Source organism: Rubrobacter marinus (assembly GCF_011492965.1).
GTDB classification, from domain to species: Bacteria; Actinomycetota; Rubrobacteria; order Rubrobacterales; family Rubrobacteraceae; genus Rubrobacter_F; species Rubrobacter_F marinus.
The window spans coordinates 3,967,948-3,982,623 of sequence record NZ_CP045121.1; the positions used below are offsets into that span (position 1 = coordinate 3,967,948).

The window sequence follows — 14,676 nt, forward strand, 5'->3', positions numbered from 1 at the left end:
TCTCTGCCGACCCTGACCACGCTATACTACAACAGCGTAGCATTGTTAAAGTATTTGTGCAAGTTTTTTGCAGTGTTTTAGGAGGAGAGCTTGGATCTTCCGTACTTGAGGGACCTGAGGCGGCGCGCGATCATGAGCCAGGAGCAGCTGGCGGAGCGGAGCGGGGTGGCGCGCGACACGATCTCGAAGCTGGAGACGGGCCGGCGCAAGGCCTACCCCACCACTATCCGCAAGCTCGCCGCCGGCTTGAACACCGAGCCCCGCATGCTCGTCGGCGGCGTCGAGTACCTGGAACCTGCGGGGAAGCCCGACGAAGGTCCAGAAGAGGAGAAGGGGAAGGAGCCGAGGGAGGGCAGAAAGGTCGGCTTCTAAAGTAGGCATCGCGGCGCTTGGGGGGCGCAGCTACTCCTTGCGGTACGGCTTGCCGAGGGCGGAGGGGGCGATGGCCCGGCCGCCGAAGCCCGCGAGGACGATGATGGTGAAGACGAAGGGGAGCATCTGGACGAACTCCAGGGGGATTACGTCCTGTGCGACGCGGAGCGTGATCGCCTGGGCGAGGCCGAAGAGCAGGGCCGCCACCGTCGCTCCTATGGGGTTCCAGCGGCCGGCGATCAGGGCGGCGAGGGCGATAAACCCGCGCCCGGTCGTCATGTTCTCCGTGAAGGCGGAGAGGAGGCTCATCGAGAGGTAGACCCCGCCGAGGGCCGCGAGCAAGCCGGAGAGCAGGACACCGAAGTAGCGCATGCGCGCCACGCTGACCCCCGCCGTCTCCACCGCCTCGGGTACCTCGCCGGAGGCTCTGAGGCGCAGGCCGAACGGCGTCCGGAAGACCACGAAGAAGGTCAGGGGGACGAGGAGGTACATCAGGTAGACGAGCAGGCTCTGTTCGAAGAGCGCGGGGCCGATTACCGGGATGTCCGCGAGGCCCGGGATCCTCACGGGCTCGAAGCTCGAGACGCGCGGCGTGGTGCCGCCGGAGCCGAAGAACACGACCATCAGAAAGCCCGTGCCGCCCAGGGCGAGCAGGTTAATGGCGGTGCCCGAGATGATCTGGTCGGCCTCGAAGGTCACGCACATGACGGCGTGAATAAGGGCGAAGAGCAGCCCCGCCCCGAGCGCCGTCGCCAGGCCCACGAGCGCGCTGCCGGAGAAGTAGGCCCCCACGGCGCCCGCGAAGGCGGAGATGAGCATGAGGCCTTCGAGGCCTATGTTCACCACCCCGCTCCGCTCGCTGAACATGCCGCCCAGGGCCGCGAAGATGAGGGGCGTGGCGTTCCGGAGCGTGGCGGCGAGGATCGCGCCGAGCGTCGCGAGAAACTCCTCCAACCCTACCCAAGCCCCCTCTCCAGCCGGGTCCCGGAGGCCAGGGTCCGGGCGCGCTTGCCGAGGATAAACTCCACGAGCTTCGTGGCCGTTACGAAGAGCAGGATCACGGCGAGCAGCACCTCGCTGAGGTCGAGCGGCACGTCCGTCTGGAACTGCATCTCCTGCGCCCCCGAGAAGAGCGCCCCGAAGACGAGCGCCCCGAAGACGACCCCGAACGGGTGCGTCCTCCCCAACAGCGCCACCCCGATCCCGTTGAAGCCCACGTTGGCGACGAACGGGACGGCCATCTTGCCGTACACCCCCATCACCTCCACCCCGCCCCCGAGGCCCGCAAACGCCGCGCCGATGGCGATCGCGAGCACCACGTTCCTGCCGATGGGGATGCCCGCGTAATTTGCCGCCCCCGGCGAGAGCCCGACGGTCCGGAGCTGGAAGCCCTTCTTCGTCCGCCACAAGAGGAGGTACGCCACGACCACCGCCACGAGCGCCAGAACGATGCCGAGGTTCGCCCGCCCGAGGCCGAAGCCGAGGACGGGGACGCGAGCCGCCGCGGCGACGTTCCCCGTGCCGGGGACGAGCCCGCCGCCGCTCAACGGGTTCAGCGCCAGGTAGACCGTCAGGTAGATGGCCACGTAGTTCAGCATGATCGTCGTGATCACCTCGTGCGCCCCGAAGTAGGCCTTCAAGACCCCCGGGATGACCCCCCAGAGAAAGCCAGTGACGACGCACGCGGCGAGGACTACAGGGAGCGCGACGGGTCCGAGAAAGCCCAAGGAGACCCCGAGCCAGGCCGCCGTGACGGCCCCGATGTAGAACTGCCCCTCCCCGCCGATGTTGAACAGCCCCGCCCGGAACGCCACCGCCACCGCGAGGCCCGTGAAGATCAGGGGCGTGGTGTTCACGAGCGTCCGTCCGATGGCGGCCGGGCTCCCGAAGGCGCCCGAGATGAGGGCCGAGTAGGCCGCGATGGGGTTGTTGCCGGTGGCGAGGATGATCACGGCCCCGATGGCGAAGGAGATCAGGATCGCGAGCGCCGGGAAGAGCAGCGCCCCGCCGGCCCCCGTCAGCAGGCGCCTGGTCAACGCCCCCCTACCCCGCTCCCCCGCCCCGCCATGAGGAGGCCGAGCTCCTCGTCCGTGGCGTCTGGCCCGACCTCGCCGACGATCCGGCCGTCGTACATCACCACGATCCTGTCCGAGAGGGAGCGGACCTCCTCGAGCTCCAGCGAGATGAGCAGGATCGCCTTCCCTCCCCGCGCTGCTCGAGAAGCTGGCGGTGGATGAACTCGATGGCGCCGACGTCCACCCCCGGGTGGGCTGGGCGGCGATGATCGCCCCGGGGTCGCCGGAGAGCTCGCGGGCGAGGATCGCCTTCTGCTGGTTCCCCCCGGAGAGCGACCCCGCCCGCGCGTCCGGGTCGCTCGGGCGCACGTCGTAGGCTTTGAGGTTCTCGGCGGCGCGCCGGCGCATGATCTTCGGGAAGATGCGGCCCAGCCTGCCGGAGAACGGCGGCTCGTCGTAGGTCTTCAGCGCGTTGTTCTCCCACAGGGAGAAGTCCTGGACGAGCCCCTTCCGGGAGCGGTCCTCGGGGACGTAGGCGAGCCCCCGCTCCTGGCGCGCGTCGGCCCCCAGAGACGTCACGTCCTCGCCGTCGAGGTAGACCCGGCCCTCCTGGGCGGGGCGCGTGCCGGCCAGGGCCTCGGCCAGCTCGACCTGGCCGTTCCCGTCGACGCCCGCCACGCCCAGGATCTCGCCCGCCCGGATCGTCAGGTCCACCCCGTGTACCGCCGTCGCCCCGGTGCTCGACGCCACGACGAGCCCCTCCGCCGCGAGACGCGGCTCCCCGGCCGCGCTCTCCCCCTTCTCGACGCGCAGCAGGACCTCGCGCCCGACCATCAGGCGGGCGAGGGCTCCCTCGCTCGTCTCCGAGGTCTTCACAGTGTCGACGACGCGGCCGTCGCGGATGATGGTGATGTTGTCGGAGACGCCCAGGAGCTCGCCGAGCTTGTGCGTGATGAGGATGATGGAGAGCCCGTCCCGGACGAGCTCCCCGAGCGTCCGGAAGAGGTCCTCGGTCTCCTGCGGCGTGAGGACCGCCGTCGGCTCGTCCAGGATCAGGATGCGGGCGTCGCGGTAGAGGGCCTTGAGGATCTCGACCCTCTGCTGCACCCCCACGGAGAGGTCCGCGACGCGCGCCCGCGGGTCGACCCTCAGGCCGTAGCGTTCCGAGAGGGCCTCCGTCTCCCTGACGGCCCGATCGAGGTCGAGGGCCCCGCCCTTTCTGGGCTCCGCGCCGAGCACGATGTTCTCGGCGACGGTGAGCGGCGGGATCAGGGTGAAGTGCTGGTGCACCATCCCGATGCCGCGCCGCACCGCGTCCTTCGGGTCGCGAATCTGGGCCTCTTCGCCGTCCACGAAGATCGTCCCCCAGTCCGGCCTGTACAGGCCGTACAGAATCTTCATCAGGGTGGACTTCCCCGCCCCGTTCTCGCCGAGGAGGCCCAGGATCTCGCCGCGGTGCAGCGCCAGCGAGACGTCGTCGTTGGCCGTGACGGTCCCGAAGGTCTTCGTGACACCCCTCATCTCGAGGACCTTCGGGGCGCCCGGGCCGTTACCCCTCGTGCGCGTCTCGGCCATCCCGAGGAACCGCTCCCTACTCGTCCCCTACTGCGGGGCGTCGGGGATGGTGATCTCGCCGTCTATGATCCCTTGGCGGGCCTCGTCGATCTGGTCCTTGACGGGCTGGGGCACCTGATCGTCGAACCGCCTGAACGGCGCGAGCCCGAGGCCGTCCTCCGCGAGGCCGAACTCGACGACCTGGCCGCCGGGGAACTCGCCGTTCTGGGCCTGCTCGATGGTCTGGAAGACCGCGTTGTCCACCCGCTTGAGGGCGCTCGTGAGGATCGGGGCGTCGGGGACGATCTGGGCCTGGTCGGAGTCGACCCCGATGGCGAAGATCCCCTCGTCGGTGGCCGCCTCGAAGAGGCCCGCGCCCGAGGCGCCGGCGCCGTGGAAGATGATGTCCGCGCCCCCGTCGATCTGCTGCAGGGAGATCTCACGCCCGCGCGCCGGGTCGTTGAAGGCCTCCGGCGTGCTGCCGACGTACTGCGCGATGACCTCGCAGTCCGGGCAGACCGCCTCGACCCCGGCCTCGTAGCCCGCCTGGAACTTCTGGACCGGCGGCGCGCCCTCCTGCCCGCCGAGGAAGCCGACGACGTTCTCCTCGGAGGTGGTGTAGTCGGTGTCCTCCTGCGTCATGAGGCCCGCGACGACGCCCGCGAGGTAGCCGCCCTCGCCCTCCCGGAAGGTCAGGCTCGCCACGTTGTCCGCCTCGACCACGGAGTCGATGATCGCGAAGTTCGTGTCCGGGAACTGCGGGGCGATGGAGGTCACGGAGTCGGTCATCAGGAACCCGACGGCGAAGACGGGCGAGAAGCCGTTCTCGGCGAGCTGCGTGAGGTTGCTGTCGTAGTCCGTCGGCGAGCCGGACTCGAGAACGTCCGTCTCGGCGCCTAGCTCCTCGCCGGCCCGCTCCAGCCCCGCGTTCGCCGAGTCGTTGAAGCTCTGGTCGCCGAGGCCCCCGACGTCCGTGACGATGGCCGCGCGCACGGCCTCCTCGCCGCCTCCCCCGCCGCCACCCTCGCCGCCGCCACCCCCGCCGCCGCAACCTGCCGCGGCGAGCGCCGCGATCAACATCAGCCCGAGCAGCTTGGGGTTGCGCATACGACGATCTCCCTTCCGAAAGTATCCTGACCGGCCACATTATAGAGGAACGCTTCCGGGCAGAGATACGACGGGGACCCGGCCGCTAACGGCCGCTCATTGGAGGAGCTTCTTGAGGTTCTCTTCGAGGTAGTCGGCCGTTACGGGGCCCTCCGGGGCGTAGGCGACGGCCTCTTTGCAGAGGTGGTAGAGGGCGAGGGTCCGGGTCGGCGAGAGGCGCCGGTTGCCGGCCTGCTCCAGGACGACGCGCATAAGCTCCAACGCTACCTCCGCCTCGCTCTTGGTGCGCCTCTCCAAAGCCTCGTCCCCCTAGAGATACCCCACAACGCGCTCCCCGCGGAGTATACAGGCGTCGGGCGGGGGCTCGCGGGGCTTATGGTAAACTCGAAAGACTTTGGGGGTCGAATCCAGAAGCTTGCGCCTTCCATCTCTCGGAGCTTGCGCCCGTGGCTAGGGTCGAGCAGATCTACACCCAGTGCCCGGTGTGCCGGTACGTGTTCAGGGCGTCGCGCATAACGACGTACGCGACGGTCGGGCGCGAGGCGGACCTCTGCCCCAAGTTCCCCGGCCGCCTCTCCGACGGCTCGCGCATCATCCAGAGCGAGGTCACGATGTGCCCGGCCTGCTCGTTCGCGGCCCGCGGAGACTTCGACGAGATAGACCCCTCGGGCCCCGAGCTCTACGGCCTGGAGGAGCGCCTGAAGGAGGACGGCCTCCTGCGCGTCTTCCGCGCGAGCCCGCCCCCCTGGCTCGCCTTCCACGCCGCCGAGATCTGCGGCCAGGAGCGCGCCCTCCCGACCCGCGAGCTCGGCGACCTCTGCCTGCGCGCCTCCTGGGTCTGCCGCAAGGAGGGGGAGAGCCCCTTCGAGAGCACCTTCCAGCTGCGGGCCGTCCGGTACTTTATCCGGGCGCTCAAGGAAGAGGCGCTCGCCGGGCGCGAGCTGGCGATCACCACCTACCTCGTCGGCGAGCTCAACCGCCGCCTCGGCAACCACCGCGAGGCCCTCAACTGGTACGTCAACGCCGGCCGCGTCGTGGAAGAAGACCCGGCCCTCGCGTGGCTGGATCGCCTGATACGAGATCAGACGAAGCTCGCCAGGGAACAGGCGGCCTGACCGGGCCCGTCGCGGCGAAGGCCGGACGGGAGATCAGCGTGCTTGCGGGGTCTCCCTAGAACACCACGAAGAGCAGGTTGCCGATCACCGTCAGCGTCACGCTGAGGATGACGCTGATCAGGATCCAGAAAAGGCAGCCCGGCCCCGACCTCCCGCCCCCGCCGAATATGATGATCCCCGACTCCCCGGAACGCTCCGGGGCTTCCGTCTTCCTGGGGGCTCCGAACTTGCCCTGCTCTTCCATGCGGCCTTTCTCGTGGTTGACGTCCCGCAAGCGGCCTACCCGGGCTCGTGTGGGGCGAAACGCGCGCGGCTCCCGGCGCCCCGTGATCTCTAACTCAACCGGCGGCGGGGGTTGCGTCTATACTCCTGCTCGTGGAGAGGACGAGGACAGCTTCTTTCGGAACGGCCGAGGAGAGGATTGCGTGGGAGGGCCTCGCCTCCTCGTGCGTCCCGCCGCTCAGGCGGCTCGGGGCGTTCATGATCTTCGGCTTCACCGTCTTCGTCGCCACGACGACCGCCGTGGTCCTCTTCTACAACATCTTCGGGGCGCGCCTGGTCGAGGGACAGGGCGTCGCGCCGCCGCCGGAGGCGTTCTACGCCTCGATGGCGGTCGGGCTGGTCCTCGGGCTCGGGGGCTACGCCGTCTGGCTCTTGAAGAGCCTGAGCTCGCACAAGGCCTTCTCCAGGGTCCTCCGCCGCGGCGGCCTCGACCCCGAACGTCCGACGGCCCAGGGCCTCAAGGCGTACTCGGACGAGCAGCTCCTCGCCCTCCGCTCCCGCTACGAGAACCTCGGGGAAGGCCGCTTGAAGACCCTCATGGAGAAGACCTTCGGCTTCGACGCCGACGACTCCTTCTCCCTCGGGCCGCTGAGCGTGCTGCCGAGGACGTTCGAGATGGACGCCCTGCGCGTGGAGTGGGAGGCGAACCTGATACTCGCCTCGGGCGCGGAGGCGCGACCCGAGATCTCCTGGTGGACCGAGAGCCGCCACAACCTGTTGCCGCGCCGCGCGGACGAGATGCGCCGGCTCCTCTTCGCCCTGCAATACACGAAGGACTCCGTCCGTACCCTCAAGCGGCGCTACGGATACAGGTCGGACCACTGGCACAACACGGTGCCGGAGGGCAAGCTCTGGGACGCCGTACGCGACCTCGAAGAGGCCCGGCGCATCCAGGCGGTGCTCAACCGCAGGCCCGGCGTCCGCTGACGGACGCCGGGCACCCGTGATCCCGGCCAACCCCTCCTCCGCGGCCCCCTGATCCTCCTCCAACGCCTTGGTCTCCCCGTGGTCGAGCGGGGAACCGGGGGGCTACGGCCGTAAAGGGTAGGCAAACGGGCGTCGCCGTGCTGCTACAGTGGGCGGATGGAGACGAGCTTTGGCGCTTCCGCGCCGTACACCGTCGGCATCGAGGAGGAGTTTCAGCTCCTGGACCCCGGGACGCTGGGCCTGGCCCCGCTCATCCAGGGGGTGCTCGCGGCCAGGGGGCCGAACGACGAGGGCCTGGCCACCTCGGAGCTTTCGAGTTCCTGCTTCGAGATGCGCTCGCCGGTCTACCGGACGGTCTCCGAGCTGGCGGCCGGGCTGCCGGGGCTCAGGCGCCGCATGAGGGCGCTCGCCGAGGGGGGCGGGGCGCGGCTTGCGGCGGCGGGGGCGCACCCGTTCAGCGACCCGTCCGACGGGCCGGTCGCCGAGGGGAGCACTACCGGAGGGTCGAGGAGGAGATGGGCTGGGTGGCGAGGACGCAGGCCATCTTCGGGCTGCACGTCCACGTCGCGGTCCCGGACGAGGAGGCGGCGATACGCGCGGTCGGCGCCCTCGCGAGGAGGGTGCCGCTCCTTTTAGCCCTCTCGGCCAACTCCCCTTCTGGCGTGGACAAGATACTCGCCTCGCCTCCACGCGCATCAAGATCTTCGACCTCTTCCCGCGCTCGGGGCTCCCCCCGGCCTTCCGCACCTGGGGGGAGTTCGAGGGGCACGTCGAGGCGCTGGTCGCCGCCGGGAGCATCCCGGACTACACCTGGTGCTGGTGGGACGTCCGGCCCCACCCCAGGTTCGGCACCGTGGAGGTGCGGGCCCTCGACGCCCAGACAAACCCCGCCAATACCGGCGCCCTCGCCGCCCTCATCCAGTGCCTCGTCGCCCACTCGGCAGAAGAAGCGTTCGTCCCCGAAGACCCGCTCCTCACGAACGAGAACAAGTGGCGCGCCACGCGCTACGGCCTCGACGCCACCTTCCACGACTTCGCCACCGGACGCGCCGCGGGGGCGAGGGAGGAGGCACGCGACCTCGTCCGGAGGCTGCGCCCGATCTCCGGGGAGCTGGGGTGCGAGGAGGAGTTGGAGGGGGTGCTGGGGATCGTGGACGGCGGCTCGGGCGCGGAGCGGCAGCGCGCCGTCTTCGCCAAGCGGGGCTCCCTAAAGGCGGTGGCGGAGCACACGCTCGGCGTGGTCCCGGGCTGATCCAAGGGCGCAGCGCGCCCTTAAGCAAGGTGGTATGCTTCCGCTCCGAAGAAGGGTAAGGGAGACAACTCGGAGGAGGAATACGTGGCCGATACAGTGAGGCCGGGCGGTACGTACCGGACCCTGGACGAGCAGAGGGAGGTCCTGAGCCCGGCCGAGGAGCGGTTCGAGCGGGCACGCCAGACGCTGGGGCTATTCATAGGACCGCTGGTGTTTCTCACCATGTACTTCGCTCCCCTGCCCCTGGAGCCCGCGCAGCAGACCCTCGCCGCCATCCTGGCCTTCACCATCGTCTACTGGCTCTCCGAGGCCGTGCCCATCCCGGTGACCGCCATCCTCGCCCTGGCGATGTGCGTCGTCTTCGGGGTCGCCTCCAGCGACGACGTCTACGGGTCGTTCTCTTCGGATACGATCTTTCTGTTTATCGGGGCGTTCATCATCGCCCAGGCCATGATGACCCACGGGCTAGATAGGCGGTTCGCCTTCCGCGTGCTCTCGCTGCCGGGCGTGGCGAAGTCTACCTACGGCGTGATCATCGCCTTCGGCGCGATCGCGGCGCTGATCAGCGCGTTCATCTCGAACACCGCGACGGCCGCCATGCTCCTGCCGATAGGCCTGGGGATGATGGGCGCTTTGGGCGGCCTCGTCAGCGAGCAGGCCGAGGGCTCCGAGGGGGCCGACCCGAGCCGCCTGCGCTTCGGCACGGCGCTGATGCTCATGATCTCCTACGGCGCGGGGGTCGGCGGCCTCCTGACGCCCATCGGCACCCCGCCGAACCTCATCGGCATCGAGTTTATCGAGCAGGAGACCGACGCCACCATCACGTTCTTCGGCTGGGTCGCGACCGCCGCCCCGATCTGCCTGATCATGTTCGCGGCGCTGTGCGTCATCCTGATCCTGCTGAACCGCCCCGAGGTCCGCCGCATCTCCGGCGCGGAGAGCTACATCAACGAGCAGCGCGGCGAGCTCGGCGGGCTCTCGCGCGGGGAGCGCAACACCCTCATCGTCTTCGGCGTGGCCGTCTCGCTCTGGGTCCTCCCCGGCGTCCTCGCGCTCGTGCTCGGCCAGGATTCGGCCGTCTACGGCGCCGTCACCGACCGCCTCGACGAGGGGACGGTGGCGATCATCGCCGCCGCCCTCCTCTTCATCCTCCCCGTAAGCTGGCGCGACCGACGCTTCACCATGAACTGGAACCAGGCGGTGCGCATAGACTGGGGCACGGTGATCCTCTTCGGCTGCGGCATCGCGCTCGGCACGCTGCTCTCCTCGACCGGGCTCGCCGACGTGATCGGCAACGGCATCGCCAACACCCTGGGCGTTACGAGCCTGCTCGCGGTCGCCGGGGTCTCCGCGCTCATCGCCATCCTGATCTCCGAGACCACCTCCAACACGGCGTCGGCGACGATCGTCGTGCCGATCGTCATCCCCATCGCCGCCGCCGCGGGGCTCGACCCGGTCATCCCGGCGCTCGCCGCGGTCTTCGGCGCCTCCTTCGGCTTCATGATGCCCGTCTCCACGCCGCAGAACGCCGTCGTCTACGGCTCCGGCATGATCCCGATCACCAAGATGGTCCGCTCCGGGATCGTCTTCGATATCATAGGGATCTTGCTTATCGTTGCGCTTATCCCGATCATGGCCCGCGTCACCGGCCTCGCGTAAGACGGGCACGACGGTAGAGCCGCCGCCGTGAGCCCCGGCCTGGTACTCGGCCCGCTCCTCCGCTACGCGGGGACGAGCGAGGCGACGGTCTGGGTCGAGACGGAGGGCGCCTGCGAGGTCGAGGTGCGGGTCGGCGACGGCGCCTCGCACCGCGCCCGCACCTTCCACGTCGAGGGCCACTACTACGCCCTCGTCCACGTCACCGGCCTCTCGCCCGGCGAGGTCTACCCCTACGAGGTCCTCCTCGACGGCGAACACCGCTGGCCCGAGCCCGGCTCGGCCTTTCCGCCCAGCACCATCCGCGCCCACGACCCCGAGACGCCCTTCGGGATCGTTTTCGGCTCCTGCCGCATCTCGCTGCCCAACGAGGCCCCGTACACCCTGACCAAGAAGCGGGACAAGCGTGGCCGTGGTGCGGACGCCCTGCACGCCCTGGCGCAAGAGATGCTCGACAAGCCGCAGGAGCGCTGGCCCGACGCCCTGCTCATGCTGGGGGACCAGATCTACGCCGACGAGGTCTCGCCGGGGACGCGCGGGTTTATCCGCTCCCGGCGCGGCACGAGCGGCGAGCCCGGCTACACCGTCGCGGACTTCCAGGAGTACACGCACCTCTACTGGGACGCGTGGAGCGAGCCGGTCCTCCGCTGGCTCCTCTCCACCGTCCCGGTCGCCACGATCTTCGACGACCACGACGTGCACGACGACTGGAACACCTCCTTGGCTTGGCTCGAGAAGATGCGCCGGAAGCCTTGGTGGCACGAGCGCATTACCGGCGGGTTCATGTCCTACTGGATCTACCAGCACATCGGCAACCTCTCGCCGGACGAGCTGCGGGGCGACGAGCTCTTCGCGAGGGTACGCACATCCGAGGACGCCGGTCCGATCCTGCGCGAGTTCGCCCGCAAGACGGACCGGGAGCCCGAGGGGAGCCGCTGGAGCTACCACAGGGACTTCGGCAACACCCGCCTCCTCGTCGTGGACACCCGGGCGGGGAGGATGCTCGAAGAGGGCCGCAGATCGATACTGGACCCCGAGGAGTGGGCCTGGCTGGAAGAGAAGGCCACGGGCTCCTTCGACCACCTCCTCATCGGCACCTCCCTGCCGGTCCTCCTCCCCCCCGGCCTCCACCACGCCGAGTCCTGGAACGAGGCGGTTTGCGCCGGCGCCTGGGGCCGGGCCGCCGCACCGGTCGGCGAGGTGCTCCGACAAGCCATCGACCTCGAGCACTGGAGCGCCTTCCGCTCCTCCTTCGACGCCCTCGTGGGCCTGCTGAGGGAGGTCGGCTCCGGGGAGCGCGGGCGCCCGCCGGCCTCCATCGTCCTGCTCTCCGGCGACGTCCACCACGGCTACCTCGCCGAGGCCGAGCTCGAGGACGCTCCGAACCTCGCGAGCGCCGTTTACCAGGCGGTCTGCTCGCCCCTGCGCAACACTTTAGGCACCCCGGAGCGCCTCGCCATGCTCTTCGGCTGGTCGCGCGCCGGGGAGGCCATCTTCGAGGCCCTCGCCCGCGCCGCAGGGGTGGGCCGGTCGGGCATCCGGTGGCGCCTCACCCACGGGAGGCCCTGCTTCGACAACCACGTCGGCGCCATCGAGATGCGGGGGCGCGAGGCGCGGCTCGAGATCCGCAAGACCGTCCCCGCGGGGACGGAGGATCCCCGAGAGGTGCACCTCAGCAGGGTACTCGACCGCCGCCTCGCGTAGAGTACGCCGCACCTGGACGTAGCGACGCGGTTTCGCGCACCGGCGACACCGCGAGCAAGGCAAACGAGCCGGCCCCGGAAGCGGGGCCGCCCATAAGAGAAGGAGACCGACCGTGAGGGTAATACCGGCGATAGGCGCACAGTCGCAGCGTGGACCGGGCGAGTGGTTCACCGGCACCGTCTGGCGGGACGCCTCGCCACCGGAAGGGTCCCCGGACGTCGCCGTCTCCCGCGTCCTCTTCGAGCCCGGCGCGCGCACCCGCTGGCACACGCACCCGGAGGGGCAGATCCTCCACGTCATCACCGGCACCGGACGCGCCCAGAAGGAGGGTGGCGAGATCGTCGAGATAGGGCCCGGCGACGTCGTCTACTTCGCCCCCGGCGAGCGGCACTGGCACGGAGCCGCCCCCGACAACCCCATGCTGCACCTGGCGATCAACCCCGCCGCAACCTCGGACGGCGGCACCGGCTGGCAGGAACCGGTCACCGACGAGGAGTACGGGGCAGAGGGGTAGCCGAACGGACGCACGAACCGAGCGCAGGCAAGGACCGGACGTAAGGTAGACGGAGCAGCGACGGCCCCGCTCGCCCCGTCCGTTCCCGGTGCCACACCGAACGTCGGTCGAGGTGAGCGTCTCGGATGCGCGTTTCGAGCCGGGGCAGCTTCTTGCCGACCGAAGGATCTCGGTGCTCCGGCTCAGGCCGCGGGCGTACGCCTCGGTGAGGGGCTCGCGGCAAAGGGAGGGGGGCCGGGCTCCTGCCCGACCCCGGACTACTACCTAAGAATCCTAGATCTTGTCCCCGGGTTGTGGGGCGTTCTCGCCGCGGGTGAAGCTGAAGTACGCCTGCGGGTCGTCGGCGCTCTTGCGGCCGGCGAGGACGACGGCGAAGCGGAACGCGAGGCCGCCGAGCAGGACGAGGACCGAGGTCAGCATGCTCTTGTTGCGGGTCTCCTTGCCCGAGAGCAGCGCCAGCGGGGCCGCGATGCCGCCGATAAGGGTGCCGCCGACGAAGAGCGCCCCGATCTTCCCGGTGACGAGCGGCTTGCCCCAGCGGCTCATGCGCGCCAGGGAGGCCGCGATGAGCCCCGACTCCACGAGCAGCATTACCTTCTCCGCCCGCTGGAGCGTGTGGTGCGTGTCCTTGCGGCCGGTGCGGAGCAGGTTCAGGACGAGCGAGATAAACGAGAGCCCGGTCGAGACGCCGGAGGCGAGAAACGTCGGCCCCATGAGCATCCAGTTGCGCGCCCAGATCGGGACGGAGGTCGCGCTGAGGAGCGTCCCCGTGTTCGACCCTATAAAGAGCGCGAGCGGGAGCGCCAGCACCTGGAGCACGCGATGGGGAACGAGCCTGGCGACGAGCCTCGCGATCCCCCCGCGGCCCAGGAGCCCGTCCTCGGCGGCCTGCTTCAGCATGAGGATGCCGCTGACGTTGCCGTAGGCGACGAGCGACCAGCTCTGGTTGGACATCGGCGAGCGCAGCTTCCAGATGCGCATCATGTTCAGGAAGCGCTCCGGGCGGCCGAGGTCCCAGATCAGGAGTACCGGGCTCAGGATCATGGAGACGACCGCGAAGTAGCGGCCGAGCCTCGTCACCGCCGGGTCCTCCTTGCCGACGAGCTTGCTCACGGCCGTGAAGAGCGCGACGCCGGCCGTGATGCCGCCGAGCCAGAAGTACACCGGGATCTGCCACGTCCAGTGGGCCCGCTTGATCGGCGGTATCCCGTAGTAGCCCTTCTTCTCGTCCTGCTTGGGGTCGGTCTTGGGGTGGTGGGAGGTCTGGACCTTCCCGTTCTGTTCCCCCCTCCCCGCCGCCAGGGCCTCGCTGGAGATGTCGCTCATATGCCCCCCTCTAGTCCCTGAACGCCAGCGCGACGACGGCGGTGAGGGCGGCGGCGGCGATGGAGCTCGCCACGAACGCGCCCTTTACCTTTACCTGCGGCATGAACGGGTGGCGCGGCAGGTTGTAGGTCTCCGGGTCGTCCATGAGGATGAACTTGGAGTGGTTGCCGCCGATGCCGCCGGTGCCGCCGACCTCGGGCGTGCCGTAGACGAAGGCGTTGTCGTAGCCCTTGGCGTGCAGGGTAGCGACGCGCTCGGCCGCGATCACCTTCAGGTCCTCGACGTCCCCGAACATGATCGAGTTCGTCGGACACGCCTTGGCGCAGGCGGGCTCCAGGCCGTCGCGCTGGCGGTCGTAGCAGAGCGTGCATTTGAAGGCGCGCCCGTCGTTCGGCACCTGGGTGATGACGCCGTAGGGGCAGGCCGGGACGCAGTAGCCGCAGCCGTTGCAGACGTCCGGCTGGATGTACACGTTATCGAACTCGTTGCGGATGATCGCGCCGGTCGGGCACGCCTGCTGGCAGGGGGCCTCGACGCAGTGCTTGCAGACGTCGCTCATGAAGTTCCAGCGCCCGAGCCCGTCGAGCTCGGCGTTGCCGGGGAGCGTCTCGGTGACGTCCTCGGCGAGCGCTATGAGGTCGACGTCGCCGGAGAGGCGGCGCTGCTTTTTGGGGTTCTCGATGAACGCCACGTGCCGCCAGGTGGTGCCGGAGAGGTGGCCCGTGTTGTCGTAGGAGGCTCCGGTGAGGTTGTAGCCGTCGGCCGGGAGCTGGTTCCACTGCTTGCAGGCAACCTCGCAGGCCTTACAGCCTATGCAGACCGTGGTGTCGGTCAGGAATCCTGTCGCCACTC

The 14,676-nt window shown here is 69.5% G+C and carries 13 protein-coding genes and 2 pseudogenes; 7 read left to right on the forward strand and 8 right to left on the reverse strand.

Annotated elements, in window-relative coordinates:
* The first annotated feature begins 90 nt into the window (after positions 1-90).
* Positions 91-372, forward strand: a complete 282-nt coding sequence (locus GBA65_RS20380) for a helix-turn-helix domain-containing protein (RefSeq protein ID WP_207955979.1) — start codon at positions 91-93, stop codon at positions 370-372.
* A 30-nt stretch (positions 373-402) separates the two neighbouring features.
* Here the strand turns inward: GBA65_RS20380 and GBA65_RS20385 are convergent, their stop codons facing one another.
* From GBA65_RS20385 to GBA65_RS20405, 5 genes and pseudogenes are all read right to left on the reverse strand, one after another.
* Entirely contained in the window at positions 403-1,326 is a 924-nt protein-coding gene (locus GBA65_RS20385) for an ABC transporter permease (RefSeq protein WP_166398102.1), read from the reverse strand.
* 2 nt (positions 1,327-1,328) lie between these two features.
* Positions 1,329-2,324: an ABC transporter permease gene (locus GBA65_RS26905; protein WP_407691121.1), complete on the reverse strand. Its 996-nt coding sequence runs from the start codon at positions 2,322-2,324 to the stop codon at positions 1,329-1,331.
* An 80-nt stretch (positions 2,325-2,404) separates the two neighbouring features.
* Positions 2,405-3,962 (reverse strand): annotated as a pseudogene (locus tag GBA65_RS26910) (ABC transporter ATP-binding protein).
* A gap of 27 nt (positions 3,963-3,989) precedes the next feature.
* Positions 3,990-5,048 (reverse strand): BMP family lipoprotein, encoded by a 1,059-nt coding sequence (locus GBA65_RS20400; RefSeq protein WP_166398104.1) that lies wholly within the window; start codon positions 5,046-5,048, stop codon positions 3,990-3,992.
* Between the two features lie 96 nt (positions 5,049-5,144).
* Complete coding sequence (locus GBA65_RS20405) at positions 5,145-5,345, reverse strand: hypothetical protein (RefSeq protein WP_166398105.1); 201 nt, start codon at positions 5,343-5,345, stop codon at positions 5,145-5,147.
* 149 nt (positions 5,346-5,494) lie between these two features.
* Here GBA65_RS20405 and GBA65_RS20410 point away from each other — a divergent pair, with 149 nt between their 5' ends.
* Complete coding sequence (locus GBA65_RS20410) at positions 5,495-6,163, forward strand: DUF2225 domain-containing protein (protein ID WP_166398106.1); 669 nt, start codon at positions 5,495-5,497, stop codon at positions 6,161-6,163.
* A 55-nt stretch (positions 6,164-6,218) separates the two neighbouring features.
* Here GBA65_RS20410 and GBA65_RS20415 read toward each other — a convergent pair whose 3' ends face one another.
* Positions 6,219-6,407 carry a hypothetical protein gene (locus GBA65_RS20415; RefSeq protein WP_166398107.1) on the reverse strand — a complete coding sequence of 63 codons (189 nt, stop codon included), beginning with the start codon at positions 6,405-6,407 and terminating at the stop codon, positions 6,219-6,221.
* A 131-nt stretch (positions 6,408-6,538) separates the two neighbouring features.
* Here GBA65_RS20415 and GBA65_RS20420 point away from each other — a divergent pair, with 131 nt between their 5' ends.
* The 5 genes and pseudogenes from GBA65_RS20420 to GBA65_RS20445 all read left to right on the forward strand — a co-directional run bounded on the left by GBA65_RS20420 (position 6,539) and on the right by GBA65_RS20445 (position 12,498).
* On the forward strand, positions 6,539-7,372 hold the full coding sequence (locus tag GBA65_RS20420; RefSeq protein WP_166398108.1) for a hypothetical protein: 834 nt from the start codon (positions 6,539-6,541) through the stop codon (positions 7,370-7,372).
* A 156-nt stretch (positions 7,373-7,528) separates the two neighbouring features.
* A pseudogene (locus GBA65_RS24770) lies at positions 7,529-8,624 on the forward strand (glutamate--cysteine ligase).
* Between the two features lie 84 nt (positions 8,625-8,708).
* Positions 8,709-10,283, forward strand: a complete 1,575-nt coding sequence (locus GBA65_RS20435; protein ID WP_166398110.1) for an SLC13 family permease — start codon at positions 8,709-8,711, stop codon at positions 10,281-10,283.
* A 27-nt stretch (positions 10,284-10,310) separates the two neighbouring features.
* Positions 10,311-11,984 carry an alkaline phosphatase D family protein gene (locus GBA65_RS20440; protein ID WP_166398111.1) on the forward strand — a complete coding sequence of 558 codons (1,674 nt, stop codon included), beginning with the start codon at positions 10,311-10,313 and terminating at the stop codon, positions 11,982-11,984.
* Positions 11,985-12,096: 112 nt separating this feature from the next.
* Positions 12,097-12,498: a (R)-mandelonitrile lyase gene (locus GBA65_RS20445; protein ID WP_166398112.1), complete on the forward strand. Its 402-nt coding sequence runs from the start codon at positions 12,097-12,099 to the stop codon at positions 12,496-12,498.
* Between the two features lie 273 nt (positions 12,499-12,771).
* On the opposite strand, the gene nrfD is transcribed toward GBA65_RS20445, so the two are convergent.
* Together nrfD and GBA65_RS20455 are read right to left on the reverse strand one after the other, a co-directional pair.
* Positions 12,772-13,824 carry an NrfD/PsrC family molybdoenzyme membrane anchor subunit gene (gene nrfD / locus GBA65_RS20450; RefSeq protein WP_166398113.1) on the reverse strand — a complete coding sequence of 351 codons (1,053 nt, stop codon included), beginning with the start codon at positions 13,822-13,824 and terminating at the stop codon, positions 12,772-12,774.
* A gap of 10 nt (positions 13,825-13,834) precedes the next feature.
* Positions 13,835-14,674: a 4Fe-4S dicluster domain-containing protein gene (locus tag GBA65_RS20455; RefSeq protein WP_166398114.1), complete on the reverse strand. Its 840-nt coding sequence runs from the start codon at positions 14,672-14,674 to the stop codon at positions 13,835-13,837.
* Between the last annotated feature and the right edge of the window lie 2 nt (positions 14,675-14,676).